Consider the following 17,587-nt stretch of genomic DNA (forward strand, 5'->3'; position numbering starts at 1 on the left):
CGCCGCCTGCCCGCCCGCCGCCCCTGCAGAACTCCGCGCCGGAGTATTCCTGAATTGTCGGTGGTGATCGGGCAGGATGGAGGGCATGGCGAAGCTCCGCGTGCACAGCGACCGCGTCGAGGTGCAGCTCACCGCGACTGAGAAGTCGCTCGCGCTGCGCGGCGACGACATCGTCGTGCAGCAGGGCGACATCCGTTCGGCCATCATCACCGACGACCCGTGGATCTGGATCCGGGGCATCCGCCGCCGCGGCACCGAGGTCCCGCTCGTCGTCGCTGTCGGCGTGTGGAAGTACCACGGCGGCAGCGACTTCGTCATCGTCAAGGGCAAGCGGCAGGCGGTCGTGCTCGAGCTCTCCGGCGGCGAGTTCGCCCGGCTCATCGTGTCGACGAACCACGCCGCGCAGCTCATCGACTCGCTGCGGCTCACCGCCGCCTCCGACGTCGAGGCCGAGTCGGCCGGCGCGGGCGAGTAACCCCGGGTTCGTCACCCGAGCGCGGGTCATCTAGGATGACTCGCGGACGCCGGAGGCAGGCGTCCGCGGGATCCGGGGGCCGCGACGACGGCGGCCGGACTCGGAGAACGGAACGGGGTGCGCCTGTCGGCGGTCCGATGACGAGCTGGCAGGGAGGGGCCGCGTGGCGAAGCGATTGCCCTCTGCGCCGCCCGTGCTCGCGGGCTACAGCTACGTGCGCCCGCTCGGCACCGGCGGCTTCGCCGACGTCTTCCTCTACGAGCAGGACCTGCCGCGCCGCGTCACCGCGGTGAAGGTGCTGCTCGCCGACGTCGTCGATGCGGAGGCGCGCCGCTCCTTCACGGTCGAGGCCGACGCGATGGCCAGGCTGAGCGCCCACCCCTCGATCGTGACCATCCATCAGGCCTCGATCTCCGCAGACGGCCGCCCGTACCTCGTGATGGAGTACTGCCCCGACTCGCTCGGCGCGAAGGCCAAGCGCGGCCCGATGCCCTACGACGAGGTGCTCGACATCGGCGTGCGGATGGCGGGCGCCCTCGAGACCGCGCACCGCACCGGCCTGCTGCACCGCGACATCAAGCCCAGCAACCTGCTGCTGAACTCGCTCGGCGCGCCCGTGCTCGCCGACTTCGGCATCGCCGCGGCGATCGGCGACGGGCAGGGCGAGGCGTTCGCGATGTCGATCCCGTGGAGCGCGCCGGAGGTGCTCGGCGAGCAGACCACCGGCACCGTCGCCTCCGAGATCTGGGGGCTCGGCGCGACCCTCTACACGCTGCTCGCGGGGCACAGCCCCTTCGAGCTGCCCGATCGCGCCCGCAACACGGTCGACCAGCTCTCCCGTCGAGTGCTCTCGGCGAGGTACACGCCGCTCTCCCCGCGCGGCGTGCCGCCCCGCATCGACGCGGTGCTCGCGACGGCGATGCAGCGCGACCCCTCGCGCCGCTACGCCTCGATGAGCGAGTTCGGCGAGCAGCTGCGCTGGGCGCAGTACGAGCTCGGCCTCACCCCGACGACGCTCGAGGTCGCCGCGACGGAGTGGGCCGCCGCCGCACCCATCGACTTCGCCGACGCCTCGAGTCGCGGCCCGGTGATCTCGACGGTGAAGCCCGAGGGCCGCCTCGCCGCGCGCACCGCCTCCGCCGCGACGCCGCGTGGCCGCGTCGTCGACGACGGCGGGCTGGCCGCGGCTCCGGCGCGGAACGGATGGCTCAAGCCGACGCTCATCGGCGTGGGCGCCGGCCTCGGCGTCCTCATCGCCGGCGCCGTGGCGATGAACCTCGCGGGAGTGCTCTGATGGCGGCCGCAGCGCGCGAGCGCAGCGGGCGCCGGCCGTCGCGCGGCGCGATCATCGGCGCCGTGGCGGGCGTGGCCGCCGTCGCGACCGTGGTCACCCTCGCGGTGACGGCGAACGGCTACGAGGCCCAGCAGGTGCCCCGGCTCGAGACCGCCGTGTGGGTGAGCCGCGACGCCGGCCAGTACGCGCGGGTCAACACCGACCTCGCCGAGATCGACGTCGTCCGCGACGTCGACGACCCGAGCGCGATCGTGCAGTCCGGCGCGCGCGCCTCCGTCTACAGCCAGGGGCTCGGGCAGCGCTGGCAGGTGAACGTCGCCGACCCCGTCGATCTCGTCGGCGCCGACGGCGTGGGCGGCACGCCGACCCCCGTCGGCACGCGCGAGGTGCAGTCGGCCGGCGACTGGATCGCCTACCGCACCGACACCGGGACCGTGCACGTCGGCCGGGTCGAGAGCGATCAGGCGGTGCCGGTCGACCCGTTCGCGGGCGAGGAGGGCGACACCGACGAGACGTACGCCGCCAACGCGATCGGCATCTCCCCGAACGGCCTGCTCGTCATGTACTCGGCGCGCGAGGGCGCGGTGCGCAGCTACGACGCGGAGAGCGGTCGCTTCGGCGACGCGGTGTCGATCGAGGCGCCGCCCGCCGCGGACGCCGGGGTCCAGCTCGCCGTGATCGGCGAGCACTGGCTGCTCGTCGACGCGGCGGACGGTCGCACGTGGCGCGAGGGCGGCGGGGCCCCGACCACGCTCGACGTCGGAGCCGACGCGCTGCTGCAGCAGAGCGCGGCGACGGGCGACGCGGCGTTCCTCGCGGACTCCGACGGGCTCGTCTCGATCCCCCTCGACGGCGGGGAGCCCGAGCGCGTCGCCGCCGACGGCGGCGTGCCGGCCAGGCCCGTCGTGGCCGACGGCGGCGTGGTCGCGGCGTGGCTCGCGCCGGGCGGCGGCACCGCCTGGTTCGGAGACACCGGCGAGTCGGTGGCCCTCGGCATGCCGTCGGGCGAGATCGATGCGGCCGCCTCGCTCTCGCCGATGCTGCGCACGAACGGCGACCGCGCGGTGCTGAACGAGACGACGAGCGGGCTGCTCTGGACGCTCCCCGACGGCCGGCTCGTGCCGCTCGAGCAGTGGGACCTCGACGACGAGGTCGAGGACAAGGTCGGCACCCAGCAGGTGGAGGACCTCGCGAGGCAGGAACCGCCCGTCGCGGTCGCGGACTCCTTCGGCGTGCGCGCGGGGCAGCAGGTCGAGCTGCCCGTGCTGCTCAACGACCACGACCCGAACTCGAAGGACGTGCTGACGGTCGATCGCGCCTCCATGGCGGGCGGGCTCGCGGACCCGGGCTTCGGCGAGCTCTCGCTCGTCGCGAACGACCAGACGCCGACCGTGCGGGTGCGGGCGACGAGCGGCTCGACCACCTTCAGCTACGCCGTCACCGACGGGCAGGCGAGCTCCGCCCCCGTGACCGTGACGCTCACCGTCGTCCCCGACGACCAGAACTCGGCGCCCGTCTGGTGCGGCGTGGAGGCCTGCGTGCAGGAGTGGCCCTCGCCGCAGCTCATGCCCGGCGGGACCGCGATCGTCGACGTGCTGTCCGGCTGGGTCGACCCGGAGGGCGACGCCTTCGTGCTCGCCGGCGCCGAGCCGCTCGACCCGTCCGCGCCCGTCACGGTCGTCCCGATGGGCGACGGCCGCGTCGCCATCCGCCACACCGACCCGAACGCCGCGGGCACGACGGTCCCGGTGAAGATCACCGTCGCCGACGTCCACGGCGCGAGCGCCGACGCGACCCTCGACCTCCGGGTGTCGGCCAACGCCGGCCTCGACGTCGCGCCGGTCGCCGTGACCGCCGGAGCCGGACGCACCACGATCGTCCCGATCGCCGACCACGCCTCGGGCGGCTCGGGCTCGCTGCGGCTCCTCGACGCGGTGCCGACGGCCTCCGCGGAGGGCGCCGGGCTCGAGGTCGTGCCGAACGCGGCCGCCGGCCAGGTCGAGCTCCGCGCCGCCGAGCCGGGCGCCTACACCGCCACCTACACGGTGCAGGACCTCGTGACGCGTGCCGAGCAGTCCGCGACCATCCGGGTCACCGTGGCCGCCGCCGGCGCGCCGATCGCGATCGCCCCGATGACCGCGTTCGTCCGACAGGGCGAGGACTCCATGGTCGACGTGCTCGGCGCCGTGCAGAACACCGGCGGCCGGGTGCTCATGGTCACGGAGGCCGTCTCGGTCTCGCCCGAGCTCAACATCGGCCTCGTCGGCCAGTCCCAGGTGCGCGTCGCCGGGTCGACCCAGGACGGTCAGCCCGGGCTCGTCGGGCGCGCCAGGGTCACCGTCTCGGACGGCGCCGGCGGCACGGCGGTCGGCGACCTCAGCGTGTTCCTCGTCGCCGCCTCCGCCGGGCTCAGCCCGATCGCGATGCCGGACACGGTCACGATGCGGGCGGGGGAGCTCGTCAGCATCCCCGTCACCGCGAACGATGTGAGCCCCAGAGCCGAGCGCCTCGTCGTGCACCCCGAGGTGACCGGCTCCGGCACCGAGGGCGAGCTCGTCTTCGCGTCCGGCAGCAGCGTCCGCTACCTCGCCCCGAAGACGCCGGGCACGTACGAGCTCGGCTACGCGGTCGGCCTCGAGCAGGCGCCCGACCGGCTCGACCACTCGACCGTCACGGTCACGGTGCTCCCGGACGGCGCGAACCGCGCGCCGCAGCCGCGCTCGCTCGTCGCGCGCGTGCTCAGCGGTCAGAGCGTGTCGATCCCCGTGCCGGCCGCGGGCATGGACCCCGACGGCGACCGCACCCGCCTCGTGTCGGTCACCCAGCCGGGCAAGGGCCTCGGCGTCGCCACGATCTCGGCCGAGGGCGATGCGATCGTGTACACGGCCCCCGCCGACGGCACCGGCGACACCCAGCCGAACTTCGAGTACACCGTGCGCGACGCCTCGGGCGCGACGGGCAGCGCCGCCGTGCGCGTCGGCGTGCTGAGCGCCGCCGTGAGCGATGCCGCGCCGGTCACCTTCAGCGACTACGTGCGGGTGCAGCGCTCCTCCGACTCGCCGGTGACGATCGATCCCGCCGGCAACGACCTCGACCCCGCGCAGGGCGCCCTCCGCCTGGTGAAGCTCGTGCCGAACGCCCCCGAGGGCACCCCGGAGTACGAGCGGCTCCTCGCCCTCATCGACGACCGCACCTCGCTCGCCGACCGCCGCGTCGTCCTGCGCGCCGGCGACGTGGTCGGTACGAACTCCTACCGCTACACGGTGGCCTCCGAGCGCACCTCCTCGACGGCCGAGGGGCTCGTCGTGGTGAACGTCACCGAGGCCGCCTCGACCGATGTGCCCGTCGTGCGGGACACCGTCGTCACCGCGCGCTCCCGGCTCGAGCTCGCCGACCGCGGGCTCGACGTCGTCAGCGGCCGGGTGGTCTGGGCCTCCGGCGACCCGGCGAAGCTGAAGCTCGAGCTCTGGGGCGACGGCCCCGCCGCCGCCGGCTTCTCGGTGCAGGGCCACCGCATCCGTGGTCCGCTCCCCGACGAGGGCGCGCTCGTGCCGTTCCGGGTGAGCGGCACCAACTCCGCGGGCGGCGAGGTCGAGGCGTTCGGCTTCCTCGTGGTCCCGGCCGCCGACGAGCTCCGGGTGCAGCTGCGCGGCGACGTCAGCCCCGTCGAGGTGAAGGAGGAGGCGTCGAAGACCTTCGACGTCCAGAAGCTCCTCGACCTCCCGTCGGGCGATCGGGTCGAGCTGGCGGGCGACGGCGAGTACCCCGTGCAACGCGACGCGGCGAGCTGCGTCCCCGCGGGCGGCACCGGGGCGGAGTACCGAGCCGGTGCCGGCTCGCCGTGGTCCGACCTCTGCCTCATCGGGGTCCGGCTCCCGGGGCAGCAGCAGTGGTCGCAGGTCGCCGTGCCGATCAGCGTCATCCCGAAGGACCCGCAGGCGATCCTCTCGGCCGTGTCGCGCACGGTCCCGCCCGGCGCGAGCGAGACGGTGCGGCTCTACGAGGAGATGACGAGCTGGGAGGGCGGTCGCGAGGGCGACCGCGGCAAGCTCGACTACGCGGTCACCTACCAGGGCTCCGCCTTCACCGTCACCCAGCAGGGCGCGACCGTGACGGCCGAGGCTCGGGCGGATGCCCGGCCGGGCACCCGCGAGACCGTCACCGTGGGCGTGAGCGCCTTCGGCGGGCTGACCTCCGCGATCACGCTCGTCGTCGGTCAGGCGCCGGCGGACCAGCCGCGGGGCGCGGTCTTCACGCAGCAGTGCTCGGTGGGGCAGGGCAGCTCCTGCTCGATCCCCGTCGTGGGCGTCTCCGGCGAGTACGACCCGTTCTCGGGCAAGGCCGGCTCCGGTCTGAAGCTGCGCTCGCTGGGCGCCACCGCGTGCCCCGTCGCGAGCATCGGGATGCAGGGCGACACCGCCGTCACGGTGACCTGGCCGAGCGGGCAGAACGCCTACGGCGGTCAGTGCGTCGTGCCGTTCACCGTCGCCGACGCCCAGGGGCGCACCGGCGAGGGCCGGCTCACCGTCGACCTGCTCGGCCTGCCGCAGGCGCCCGCGTCGATCGTCACGGCCGACTACACGAAGGACTCCGTGACGATGGAGGTCTCGCTCGGCGAGGCGCTCCGGGCCCACCCGGAGGTCACCGGTGTCGAGATCCTCGAGGGCGGCCGCTCGGTGGGCGCCTCCTGCGGACCGGGCGCACCTGGCGTCTGGCGGTGCACCGTCGGCGGGCTCGTCCCCGGTGAGCGGCATTCCTACTCGGCCCGCGCCGTGAACAGCGTGGGGCCCTCGGCCGCCACGAACACGGTCGAGACCTGGGCCTACGAGGCGCCCTCGGTCGACGGCGTCGTCGCGACCCCCGTGTACCGCGCCGGCACGACCTCGCCGAGCGCCGGCGTGGTGCAGCTGACGATCACCTCGGACGCCGACGCCCGCTCGTTCCGCGTGCAGGAGACCGGGCAGACGATCGATCGCACGGGGGCGCAGACGAACGCCGAGCTGACTCTCGCGCCGGGCCCGCAGATGATCACCCTGGTGCCGATCAGCGTGTACACGCCGCCCACCGGGCGTGGCAACAACGAGGGCGGCCAGGCCGCCACGCCGGTCACCGTCGCCGGCGGGCCCTACTTCGAGCCGAACGCCATCCAGGCGGTCGCCACCACGAACTCCTCGATCCGCATCTCGGGCGTCGGCCTCGCCGGCAACTCGAGCGCGAAGCCGAACGAGCTCGTGTACTTCGCCTGGCGCTCCGGCGGCGAGCCGCAGTGCTCGGCCGACGGCAACGGCGGGCTCACCTACAGCGCCGGCTCGGCGCGGGTCTCGACCTCGCCGGACATCGACGGCCTCGACGAGCGCAAGCGCTACTACATCAAGGCGTGCGGCTCCAACGGCTTCGGGGTCGTCGCCTCGGGGATCGGCGAGGTGCGCGTCTACACGAGCGCGGACACGCCCACGGGCGACGCGAGCTACACCGTCGCCACTTCACCGAGTCCGGCGGGTCCCACCCACTACCGCTACGAGGTCACCGGCCCGAGCCTCGCCTCGATCGAGGACTTCCACGTCGAGTACTCCTCGAGCAGCTCCGGCGGCTGGACGACGGACTTCGGCTCGGCCGTCAACGACGGGTCGAACCCGGGCCAGGTGCTCGCCCGGCAGTGCCACGACACCTGGGGCGGCCTCTACTGCTCCAACGAGATCACCGTGAGCGCGAACACCGCGCCCGCGCCCGTGTCGGTCGACTTCAGCAGCTCCTGCGTGCCCGCCCCCGCGAACCCGAGCAACGTCTCGACGGGCGAGGCCGGGGCCACCGTCACCTCGGCCGCGGCGGGCTCCGCCGTCATCCAGAACTGGGCGCCGGACGCGAACGACCCGAACAAGGCGAGCTTCCGGCTCGCGTTCACCGGGGCGTTCAGCGGCCTGCAGCCGATCGACCGCACCGTCGACGTCTGCCAGCCGCCAGCGCCGAACCCGGGCGATACCGGGGGCGGCGGATGAGGCATCCGCACCGCAGCCGGGCGGAGCCCGAGCCCGCCACCCAGCCCAGCACCGATCCCCGCCGAGAGGACCACCGATGACCATCGCCCCGGAACAGGCCGCCTGGTTCCACGAGACGTTCGGACTCATCGCCGACAACGTCGAGCAGGCGCTGCTCGGCAAGCGCCACGTGATCGAGCTCGTGCTCGCGACCGCAGTCTCCGGCGGACACGTGCTGCTCGAGGACGCCCCCGGCACCGGCAAGACCGCGCTCGCCCGCGCCATCGGGCAGACGATCCACGGCACCAGCTCGCGCATCCAGTTCACGCCCGACCTGCTGCCCGGCGACGTCACCGGCATCACCGTGTTCGACCAGAAGTCCGGCGAGTTCGAGTTCCACGCCGGACCGGTGTTCGCGAACATCGTGCTGGCCGACGAGATCAACCGGGCGAGCCCGAAGACGCAGTCCGCGCTGCTCGAGGTGATGGAGGAGGGGCAGGTCACGATCGACGGCGTCACCCGCTCCGTCGGCACCCCCTTCCTCGTGCTCGCCACGCAGAACCCGATCGAGCAGGGCGGCACCTACCGCCTGCCCGAGGCGCAGCTCGACCGCTTCTCCATCAAGACCTCCATCGGGTACCCGGACGAGGCCGCGACGATGCGCATCCTGCAGGGCGTCGGCACGCCCAAGGGCGAGCTCGAGGCCATCGTCGGCACCGACACCATCGTCGCGATGACGGAGCTCTCGCGCAGCGTGTACGTCAACCCGCTCGTCTCCGACTACATCATGCGGCTCGTCGACGCCACGAGGCGCGCCTCCGAGGTGCGCCTCGGCGTGAGCGTCCGCGGCGCGATCGCCCTGTCCCGGCTCGCGATGACGTGGGCGGCCGCGGCCGGCCGCAGCTACGCGACCCCCGACGACGTGCGCGAGCTCGCCGTCGCCGCCCTCGCCCACCGGCTCGTCCTCGAGCCCGAGGCCGAGTTCGACGGCGTCACGCAGAGCGCGGTCGTCAACCAGATCCTGCTCGACGTGCCGGCGCCGAGGGAGAACGGGGTGGCGTGAGCGCACCCGAACGCCTGCTCCGCGAACCCGCGGGCCACGACACCGTCACCTCGACGCGCGGCGCCAGCGTCACGCGTCGTTCGGCGACCCGTCTCGGCGGCATCACGGGCGGCGCGGTGCGGCTGCGCCGCGGCTGGCGACGCGCGGGGGATGCCGCGGGCCGGGCCGTGCGCTGGGTGCGCGAGACGGTGTCGCCCGCCGGGGTCCTGCTCGCCGTGCTCACGGTCGGCGGGGTGCTCGCGGGCTGGGCGTTCGGCTGGATGGAGGCGTGGGTCGTCGCGGCCATCGCCGGCGTGCTGCTGCTCGCATGCGTGCCGTTCCTGCTCGGCGCGCACGACTACCGGGTGCGGCTCGAGCTCGACCGCGACCGGGTGGTCGCGGGCTCCGAGATCCGCGGCGGCCTCGACCTCGTGAACGAGGGCCGCCGGCTGGCGCTGCCCGGCGTCGTCGACCTGCCGGTCGGCACGGGGCTCGTCGAGGCCCACGTGCCGCTGCTCCGCGCCGGCGCGCACCACCACGAGGAGCTCGTCATCGCCGCGCAGCGCCGCGGCGTCATCGACATCGGACCGATGACGGTCTCGCGCGGCGACCCGCTGCGCATCCTCCGCCGCGAGCTCAGCTGGCCCGAGGTGCAGCGCGTCTACGTGCACCCCGTGACCGCGCAGCTGCCGCCCTCGAGCGCCGGACTCATCCGCGACCTCGAGGGCGCGCCGTCGAGCCAGCTCGTCGACGCCGACCTCTCCTTCCACGCGGTGCGGGAGTACGCGCCCGGCGACTCGCAGCGCCACATCCACTGGAAGGCGACCGCCCGCACGGGCACCCTCATGGTGCGCCAGTACGAGGAGTCCAGGCACGCCCGCATCGCCGTGCTGCTCGACCTCGACCTCGGCGGGTACCGCGACGAGGACGAGTTCGAGCTGGCCGTCAGCGCCGCGGCCTCCCTCGGCGTGCAGGGCGTCCGCGAGGGCCGCGACGTGCTCGTCGGCGTGAGCGCCGAGCTCGACCCGGCCGACCGCGGCAGCGTGCAGGCCATGCGCTCGCTGCCGACCGTCTCCCCCCGGGTGCTGCTCGACGCCACCTCCGCGATCGAGGGCGGCGCCGCCGAAGGGCTCGACGCCGACGTCATCCGCCTGGAGTCGCTCGCCGCGCTCGTCGCGCGCTCCTTCGCCGATCTGTCGATCGCCTACCTCGTGACGGGCGCCGAGGTGCCCACCGCCCGGCTGCGCCGGGCCGCCGTCGCCCTCCCGCCCGGCATCGCGATCGTCGCGGTCCGCTGCGAGCCGGGCGCCGAGCCGGGGCTCCGCCGCTCGCGCGAGCTCGCGGTGCTCACGATCGCCGAGCTCGCCGACCTCGGCCAGCTGCTCGCGAGAGGAGCGGCGCGATGAGCGCGCCGGAGGCGGCGCCGGCCCGCGGTCGCCGCGCCGACCGGCCCGAGCGCTTCGAGCGCGGACCGTCGCCCTTCGACGAACGGAGCCTGCTCGGGCTCGGCTACGTCGTCGTCGCCGTCGTGCTGGCGACGATCGCGGCGTGGCCCGTCTACGGCTCCCCGCGCATGATCCTCGTCGCCGCCGTGGGACTCGTGCTCGGCCTCGGGCTCGCGGTCGTCGCCCGGCTGCTGCGCTGGCGCGGCGTCGTCGGCGCCCTGCTCGTCACGGCGTTCGCCGTCGTCGGCTACGCGCTCGTCGTCGTGCCCGTGGCGATCCCCTCCGCGCTCGGCGGCCCGATGCGCATCGTCGAGGGCGTGCGCGACGGCTTCGTCGGCGTCATCGTCGGCTGGAAGCAGCTGCTCACCCTCGCGCTCCCGCTCGGCGAGTACCAGGCGGTGCTCGTGCCGTTCCTGCTCGTCATCCTGCTCGGCTCGCTCGTCGGCGGGCTGCTCGTGCTCCCCGACCGCGGCTGGTCGCCGCTCGCGGTGCTCGTGGGCTTCGGCATGACGGTGTTCGGCATCGTGTTCGGCTCGAGCGCCCTGAGCGCCCCGCTGCTGCTCGGGCCCGTGCAGGTGCCGGCCCCGAGAGAGCTCCTGGTCGGCGTCGGGGGGCTCCTCGCGGCGGTCGGCTGGCTGCTCCTGCGCTCCCGCTCCGCACGGCGGATCGCGCTGCAGCGGGCGACGGCCGGCACGGTGCAGCGCTCCGGCCTGTCGGGCTGGGTCGCGGTGCGCCGCCGGGCCGTCGCCGGCGGCCTCGTCGCGGTCGCGCTCATCGCTGGCGCCGCCGTCGCCCCCGCCGCCGCGGAGCTGAGCGACCGCAGCGCGCTGCGCGACCGCATCGAGCCCGAGCTCGCCGTGCGCCAGGCGCCGTCGCCGCTGTCGGCCTACCGCTCGGCCTTCACGAGCGAGCGGATCGACGAGGCCTGGCTCGAGCTCGACGGCGACACGGCCGGCGTGGAGCGCGTCCGCATCGCGACGCTCGACGACTTCGACGGCGAGATGTTCCAGGTCGCCGCCGACCCCGACGACGCCGCCACCCGGTTCACCCGGCTGCCGCGCGCCGCGACGAAGGGGGCCGGCGACGCCGAGTTCGCGCTCGCCGTCGGCGACGGCTACCGCGGCCTGTGGGTCCCGGTCCCGGGCGGGCTGATGGCGGCCCCCGACTTCTCCGGCGAGCGTGCGGTCGCGCTCGAGGACGGCTTCCACCGCTCCGCCGACGGGGCGACCTCGATCTCGATCGCGACGCTGCCGGGTTCGAGCGGCCGCGACGCCCAGCGGGGGCTCGTCGCCGGCGACCGGTACCGGGTCGTCGCGCACGCCGACGAGATCCGCGGACTCGAGACCCTCGGCAGCCCCGCCACCCAGTCCGCCATCGACGAGGAGAGCTATCCCGCGCTCACCGCCTGGGCGGAGCTGCAGGCGCAGCCGCGCTCGGCCGAGGGCCTGGCGACCCTCGTGGAGCGCCTGCGCGCCCGCGGCTATCTGAGCCACGCGGCCGGCGACGGCGAGGCGGCGGCCGAGTGGATCGGGCGGATGGGTCCGGGCTACGCGTTCCTGCCGAGCTACTCCGGCCACTCGACGGCGCGGATCGAGGCGCTCTTCACGCAGCTCGTCGACCAGCAGCGCCTCGCCGGGGAGCAGGCCGGCGACGCCGAGCTCGTCGCGGGCATCGGCGACGACGAGCAGTTCGCCCCCGCCGTCGCGCTCCTCGCCCGGTACCTCGGCTACGAGTCGCGGGTCGTGCTCGGGTTCCGTCTCGACTCCGCCGGAGAGGTCGACGGCGTCGAACGCTGCACCGAGGTCTGCACGGGCGGTGCGCTCGCCGCGTGGGTCGAGGTCCGTTCGGCGAACGGCGACTGGGCGACGGTCGACGTGACCCCGCAGCACGAGATCGCGCCGAGCTTCATCAAGGAGGGCGAGCAGCTGCCGCAGCACCCGACTCGCCCGGAGCGGCCCGACACGGACACCCTCGACCCGCCGCCCGCGCAGAGCGACGCGAGCGAGGCCGAGGCCGCGCCCGCCGAGGAGACCGGGCCGGATCTCTCGCTCCTCTTCGCGGTGCTCAGGTGGACGGGCATCGGACTCGCGGCGCTGCTCTGCCTCCTGCTGCCCGTCCTCGTCCTGCTCGCCGCGAAGCGGTGGCGGCGCGCCGGCCGTCGCCGCGAGCCCGCGCCGGAGGTGCGGATCGTCGGCGCATGGGACGAGCTCGTCGACCGCTACGTCGACGAGGGCGTCCTCGCGGGGGAGTCCGGCACGCGCGCGGCGACCGCTCGGGCGAGCGGCCGGCCCGCCGCGGTCGCGCTCGCGGCGCTCGTCGAGCGCGCCGTCTTCGCCGGCGACCCGCCGACCCCGGCCGATGCGGACGCCGCGTGGGCCATCGTCGATCAGGAGACGGCGGCCCTCCGCAGCCGGGACGGCGCCCCCCGCCGTCTCGGGGTGATGCTGTCGTTCGCGTCATTCCTGCGTACAATCCGACCCGCACGTGTTCTCACGGAGGAGCCCGCCAGATGACCCCCGCCGATTCCCAGCAGTTCGCCGTCGTCATGCTCGTCATGACCCTCGTCTGGCTCCTCGTCGCGGTCGGGGTGTACGTCTGGTACGCGGCGATGCTCGCCCGGGTCTTCCAGAAGTTCGGCCTGCCCGCGTGGTCGGCCTGGGTGCCCGTTTACAACGAGATGCAGCTCTTCGGGCTCGGCGGGCAGCCGAAGTGGGCGGCCATCCTGCTCTACGTGCCGATCGTGCAGCTCGTAGGCCTGTACTTCCGCATCCTCGCCGTGCACCGCGTGACCACCCAGTGCTGGCGCGGGGTCGGCACCACCGTCGTCGGCATCCTGCTGCCCCCGGTGTGGGCGACGATGCTGGCGCTCGGCGCCGCACCCGACCCGGAGCGCGGCCGGCTGCCCAAACCGTTCGGCACGAACACCGGCCCCTCGCCCGTCGCGCAGGGCCCGCTCGCCGTCGGCCAGCCGGGAGCCATCCCCCCGGTCGCCCCGCAGGGCTCCGCGTTCCTGCCGTCGCAGGAGCCGTTCGCGGCCGGCGGAGCCGGGCACGCGGGCGCACCCGCGCAGGCCGCAGCGCCGGCGCACGCGCCGTTCTCCGCGCCCGCGCCGGCGACGGCCCGTCCGGCTCCGGCCGCTCCGGCCGCAGCGCCGATCGTGCCGCCGAGCTTCGCGGTGCCCCCGGTCGCCCCGCCCGCGGGCGGCACGCTGCCGCCGACGGCCCAGACTGGGGTCCAGCCGGCGGCCCAGCCCGCGCCGCCGACCGCTCCGCAGCAGCCCGCAGCCCCGCAGCAGCCCGCGGCGCCGGTCTTCGCGCCGCCCGCGCCCCCGGCGCCGCAGGCCGCAGCACCCGAGCCCGCGGCCCCGGCCGCGGCGCCCGCCGCCCCCGCGGTTCCGGCCGCCCGTCCCGAGGAGCCCACCGGGCCGAATCGCATCGAGCCGATGCCCCCGGGACCCGCCTTCGTCGAGTCCGCCTCCGCGTTCGCGGACTCCGCGTCGATGTTCGCCGGTGCGGCCTCCGCGTTCGCGGCATCCGCCCGCGCCGAACCGGCCTTCAGCCCGCCGGCCGACGACGAGATCGCCGACGCCGCCACGATCATGGTCGCCCCCGCCGAGGAGGACCCGATCGACCGCACCGTCGTCGTCGAGCGCCGCCCGCGGATCACCTGGATCCTCGTCACCGACGAGGGCGCGCGGCTGCCCCTCGACGCCGCGCTCGTCGTGCTCGGCCGCAACCCGCGCCAGGTCGGCGAGGGCGAGCAGCGGCTCATCGTGCCCGATTCCAGCCGCACGCTCTCGAAGACGCACGCCGAGCTCCGCCGCGACGGCGAGCAGTGGACCGTCGTCGACCTCGGCTCCACGAACGGCGTGCTCGTGCCCGACCGCTTCGGCGAGGAGCAGCTGATCGACCCCGGAGTGCCGACGCCCGTCGCCGAGCGGTTCGTGCTCGGCACGCTGGGCCTGCGGATCCTCCGCGGCGAGTCCGAGCGGACCGGCCCGGTATGACCGATCCCCACGCCGTGACCGTCGCGGCCGCCGTCGCCACCGACGTCGGCCTGGTCCGTCGCGCGAACGAGGACTCCGCGCTCGCCGAGTGGCCCGTCTTCCTCGTCGCCGACGGGATGGGCGGCTACGAGGCCGGCGATCGGGCGAGCGCCGCGGTCGTCGAGGCGTTCCGGGTGCACGTCGCCGGACGGCCCACCGCCACGGTCGGCGCGGTCCGGGACGCGCTCACCGCCGCAGCGGACGGCGTCGCGAAGGTCGCCGCCGAGACCGACCGGGGCGCGGGCAGCACCGTGACCGGCGTGGTGCTCATCGAGGACGAGGGCGAGCCCGCCTGGCTCGTGTTCAACGTCGGCGACTCGCGGGTCTACCGCCATCACGGCACCGAGCTCGAACAGCTCACCGTCGACCACTCCCTCGGTCAGGAGCTCATCGACCGCGGCGCGATGCGCCGGGAGGACCTCGCGAGCTTCGACCGCCGCAACGTTATCACCCGCGCGATCGGGGCACCGGACAGCACCGCGGACAGCTGGCTACTCCCCGTCGTGAACGGCGAACGGCTGCTGCTCTGCTCCGACGGACTCACCGCCGAGGTGAGCGACGAGGGCATCCGGGCGACGCTCACCATGAGCGGCCGCCCGGAGTCCGCGGCCCAGGCGCTCGTGCAGCGCGCCCGTCAGGCGGGCGGCCGCGACAACATCACCGTCGTCGTCGTCGACGTCATCTCCGGCGGCATCGAGGAGCTCGGCGACGGCACCACCTCGATCCGCCCCGCGGCGGACGGCGAGGAGGCCGACGACCACACGACGATCCCGGTGCGTCGGGCGGCCTCGTGAGCGAGGAGCGCGGGCGGGGCGAGCTGATGCCCTCGCAGGATGTGGCCGGTGCGCCCGACGAGGTCGAGGACGCGACCGTGATCGTCGAGCGCACGGCCGAACGGCTCGCGGGCGCGTCGCCGCTCGCCGATGCCGACTGGGACCCGGCGGATGCCGACACGGCCGACCGGCCCGAGGAGGCCACCGTCGTCGTGGATCGCACCGGCGGTGCCGAGATCGATGAGACCCGCGTCGTCGACCGTGGCGCCTCGGCCGAGCGCGCGGAGCGCGGCACGCCGGCCGAACCGCTCGCAAGCGCGGCCGAACCGCTCGCACGCCCCGCCGAATCGCTCGCGACCCCCGCCGAACCGGTGCTCAACGCGCCGAACCGTCGTCGCCGTCGCCGCGAGCCGGCACCCGCCCCCGTCGCGGACGAGGTGCTGCGCACGGCCGAGCACGGTCCCGGCGTCGGCGTGCTCGACCGCTATCCGGCGCGCACCGGCGAACCGTTGCGGATGCCGATCCCCGAGCTCGGCGAGGGCCCGGACCCGACGCGCGACCCCGCGGCGCCGCTGCCCTCGGTCGCCCGCCGCAGCCGACGTTCGGCGATGGTCTCGCTCCTCGCCGTCGGGGTCGCCGGGGTGCTCGGCCTCGCCGGGCTCATCGCCGTCGGCTCGATCCTCTGGCGCGCGCTCTTCGGCTGACGCTCGCTCCGGCTCCGCCCCGGGGCATCCCGCCCCGAGGCATCCGCTGCCGCGTCAGGACACGTCGCGACGCCAGCTCGTCGCCCCGCCGATCACGGCGAGCACGACCGCGATGCCGAGCAGCACGAGTCCGCCCTGCCACCACACCAGCATCTCGGCGGCGCCGCCCGGCGTCGCCAGCGCGTAGAACGAGGCGCCGACGAGCGCGTCGCTCGCCGAGCCGGGCAGGAACTTGCCGATGGCGGCGGTCGCGTCCGAGAACGAGGTCGCGAGGCGCAGCAGCGGCTCGACGAACTGGGTGAAGGCGAGCACGATGACGATCGCCGCGACCTGGTTCGGCACGACCGAGCCGAGCGCCGCACCGATCGCGGCCCAGAGCGCCATCGCGAGGATGCCACGGCCGATCATCGCCCAGGTGTCGCTCTGGTCGAGCAGCGTGTCGAGTCCGAAGACGGCGAGCATCGCCGCGCCGGCCCCGACCGAGGCGAGGAACGCGATCACGCCGAAGCCGGCGCCGATCGGCAGCTGCGCGAGGAGCTTCGCGCCGAGCACCGTGGTGCGCTGCGGCGTCGCGAGGAACGTGGCCGTGAGCGTGCGGTGCCGGAACTCGCCGGTGACGGCCAGCACGCCGATGATCACCGCGAAGACGTAGCCCATCGAGGTCGCGAAGCTGTAGATGAGCGGCGCCAGCGGCATGTCGCCGAGCGAAGGGGCCGACGCGCCGGTCGCGGCGGCGGCGTCGGGGTTCGCGATCGTGAAGCCGAACAGCGCCGCCAGCCCGCCCGCGATGAACGCGAGATAGGCGAACATGATGATGGCGAGCAGCCACCACATGCGGGTGGTCGTGACCTTCAGGAACTCGGATGCCAGGACGCGCATGCCGTTCACCCCTCACCCTCGCCGACGAGCGCGAGGAAGGCGTCCTCGAGCTCGGACTTCAGACGGTGCAGCTCCGAGAGCTCCACCCCGCCGACGAACGCGGCGCGACCCACCCGTCCCGGTTCCGGCTCGTCGACGATGAAGCCGTTGCGGCCCTCGGCGTAGGCCAGGCCCGCGGCGCCGAGCGCGGCCGCGAGCGCCGGGCGGTCGGGCGAGTCGACGATGGTGCGCGGGGCGCGGTCGAGCTCGAGGCTCGCGAGCGTTCCCGTGCGCATGAGCCTGCCGCGCGCGATGATGACGACCTCGTCGACCGACTGCTGCACCTCGCTCAGCAGGTGCGAGCTGATCAGCACCGTGCGGCCCTCGGCGGCGAGCTGCTGCAGGAAGCCGCGGATCCACCGGATGCCCTCCGGGTCGAGCCCGTTGATCGGCTCGTCGAGCACGAGCACGCCCGGGTCGCCGAGCAGGGCGGTCGCGAGCGAGAGCCGCTGGCGCATGCCGAGGGAGTAGCCGCCGACGCGTCGGCCGGCGTAGTCGCTCATGCCGACCTGCTCCAGTACCGTGTCGACCCGCTGGCGGGGCAGTCCCGCGGCGGTCGCGTAGACGCGCAGGTGGTCGCGCCCCGTGCGGCCGGGGTGGAAGCTCGCGTCGAGCGCGGCGCCCACGGTCTCGAGCGGCCGTTCGAGCTTCGCGTACGGGGTGCCGCCGAACGTGGCGGTGCCGGCGTCGGCGCGGACGAGGCCGAGCAGCATCCGCAGCGTCGTCGTCTTGCCCGCGCCGTTCGGGCCGAGGAAGCCGGTCACCACGCCCGGGCGCACGGTGAAGCTCAGATCGTCGACCGCGGCGACCTGGCCGAACCGCTTGCCGAGTCCCGAGACCTCGATGGGGATTCCGCCGGTCATGCGCTCTCCTCACGTGGCGTGCAGGCGGGTGCAGCCGCCTGCCATCACCCTAG

Annotated in this window: 11 protein-coding genes; 9 read left to right on the forward strand and 2 right to left on the reverse strand. The window is 74.9% G+C overall.

The window, feature by feature from the left end:
• Nucleotides 1-85 precede the first annotated feature (85 nt).
• The 9 genes from IEY71_RS09965 to IEY71_RS10005 all read left to right on the forward strand — a co-directional run bounded on the left by IEY71_RS09965 (nucleotide 86) and on the right by IEY71_RS10005 (nucleotide 15,753).
• Nucleotides 86-475, forward strand: a complete 390-nt coding sequence (locus IEY71_RS09965) for a hypothetical protein (protein ID WP_189085196.1) — start codon at nucleotides 86-88, stop codon at nucleotides 473-475.
• 163 nt (nucleotides 476-638) lie between these two features.
• Nucleotides 639-1,769, forward strand: a complete 1,131-nt coding sequence (locus tag IEY71_RS09970) for a serine/threonine-protein kinase (RefSeq protein WP_189085197.1) — start codon at nucleotides 639-641, stop codon at nucleotides 1,767-1,769.
• Nucleotides 1,769-7,765 carry an Ig-like domain-containing protein gene (locus IEY71_RS09975; RefSeq protein WP_189085198.1) on the forward strand — a complete coding sequence of 1,999 codons (5,997 nt, stop codon included), beginning with the start codon at nucleotides 1,769-1,771 and terminating at the stop codon, nucleotides 7,763-7,765. Before IEY71_RS09970 ends, IEY71_RS09975 begins: the two co-directional genes overlap by 1 nt.
• A gap of 76 nt (nucleotides 7,766-7,841) precedes the next feature.
• On the forward strand, nucleotides 7,842-8,807 hold the full coding sequence (locus IEY71_RS09980; RefSeq protein WP_189085199.1) for an AAA family ATPase: 966 nt from the start codon (nucleotides 7,842-7,844) through the stop codon (nucleotides 8,805-8,807).
• Complete coding sequence (locus IEY71_RS09985) at nucleotides 8,804-10,192, forward strand: DUF58 domain-containing protein (protein WP_189085200.1); 1,389 nt, start codon at nucleotides 8,804-8,806, stop codon at nucleotides 10,190-10,192. The genes IEY71_RS09980 and IEY71_RS09985 overlap by 4 nt, the downstream gene beginning before the upstream one ends.
• On the forward strand, nucleotides 10,189-12,744 hold the full coding sequence (locus IEY71_RS09990) for a transglutaminase domain-containing protein (protein WP_189085201.1): 2,556 nt from the start codon (nucleotides 10,189-10,191) through the stop codon (nucleotides 12,742-12,744). The genes IEY71_RS09985 and IEY71_RS09990 overlap by 4 nt, the downstream gene beginning before the upstream one ends.
• Nucleotides 12,741-14,237 carry a DUF5684 domain-containing protein gene (locus IEY71_RS09995; RefSeq protein ID WP_189085202.1) on the forward strand — a complete coding sequence of 499 codons (1,497 nt, stop codon included), beginning with the start codon at nucleotides 12,741-12,743 and terminating at the stop codon, nucleotides 14,235-14,237. Before IEY71_RS09990 ends, IEY71_RS09995 begins: the two co-directional genes overlap by 4 nt.
• Entirely contained in the window at nucleotides 14,234-15,070 is an 837-nt protein-coding gene (locus IEY71_RS10000) for a PP2C family protein-serine/threonine phosphatase (RefSeq protein ID WP_189085203.1), read from the forward strand. The genes IEY71_RS09995 and IEY71_RS10000 overlap by 4 nt, the downstream gene beginning before the upstream one ends.
• A complete protein-coding gene (locus tag IEY71_RS10005) occupies nucleotides 15,067-15,753 on the forward strand; it encodes a hypothetical protein (protein ID WP_229781661.1) in 687 nt (228 codons plus the stop codon). The genes IEY71_RS10000 and IEY71_RS10005 overlap by 4 nt, the downstream gene beginning before the upstream one ends.
• A gap of 54 nt (nucleotides 15,754-15,807) precedes the next feature.
• On the opposite strand, the gene IEY71_RS10010 is transcribed toward IEY71_RS10005, so the two are convergent.
• Nucleotides 15,808-16,632, reverse strand: coding sequence for an ABC transporter permease (locus IEY71_RS10010; RefSeq protein WP_189085205.1), 825 nt, complete (start codon nucleotides 16,630-16,632; stop codon nucleotides 15,808-15,810).
• A gap of 5 nt (nucleotides 16,633-16,637) precedes the next feature.
• Nucleotides 16,638-17,534, reverse strand: a complete 897-nt coding sequence (locus tag IEY71_RS10015) for an ABC transporter ATP-binding protein (RefSeq protein ID WP_189085206.1) — start codon at nucleotides 17,532-17,534, stop codon at nucleotides 16,638-16,640.
• Nucleotides 17,535-17,587 lie beyond the last annotated feature (53 nt).

Source organism: Agromyces mediolanus (genome assembly GCF_014648575.1).
GTDB lineage: Bacteria > Actinomycetota > Actinomycetes > Actinomycetales > Microbacteriaceae > Agromyces > Agromyces mediolanus.

What these genes read in the sequence shown, in the direction of transcription:
- IEY71_RS09975 (WP_189085198.1), top strand. Translation starts at nt 1,769, where the DNA reads ATGGCGGCCGCAGCGCGCGAGCGCAGCGGGCGCCGGCCGTCGCGCGGC.
- IEY71_RS10010 (WP_189085205.1), bottom strand. Translation starts at nt 16,632, where the DNA reads ATGCGCGTCCTGGCATCCGAGTTCCTGAAGGTCACGACCACCCGCATG.
- IEY71_RS09990 (WP_189085201.1), top strand. Translation starts at nt 10,189, where the DNA reads ATGAGCGCGCCGGAGGCGGCGCCGGCCCGCGGTCGCCGCGCCGACCGG.
- IEY71_RS09995 (WP_189085202.1), top strand. Translation starts at nt 12,741, where the DNA reads ATGACCCCCGCCGATTCCCAGCAGTTCGCCGTCGTCATGCTCGTCATG.
- IEY71_RS10015 (WP_189085206.1), bottom strand. Translation starts at nt 17,534, where the DNA reads ATGACCGGCGGAATCCCCATCGAGGTCTCGGGACTCGGCAAGCGGTTC.
- IEY71_RS09965 (WP_189085196.1), top strand. Translation starts at nt 86, where the DNA reads ATGGCGAAGCTCCGCGTGCACAGCGACCGCGTCGAGGTGCAGCTCACC.
- IEY71_RS10000 (WP_189085203.1), top strand. Translation starts at nt 14,234, where the DNA reads ATGACCGATCCCCACGCCGTGACCGTCGCGGCCGCCGTCGCCACCGAC.
- IEY71_RS09980 (WP_189085199.1), top strand. Translation starts at nt 7,842, where the DNA reads ATGACCATCGCCCCGGAACAGGCCGCCTGGTTCCACGAGACGTTCGGA.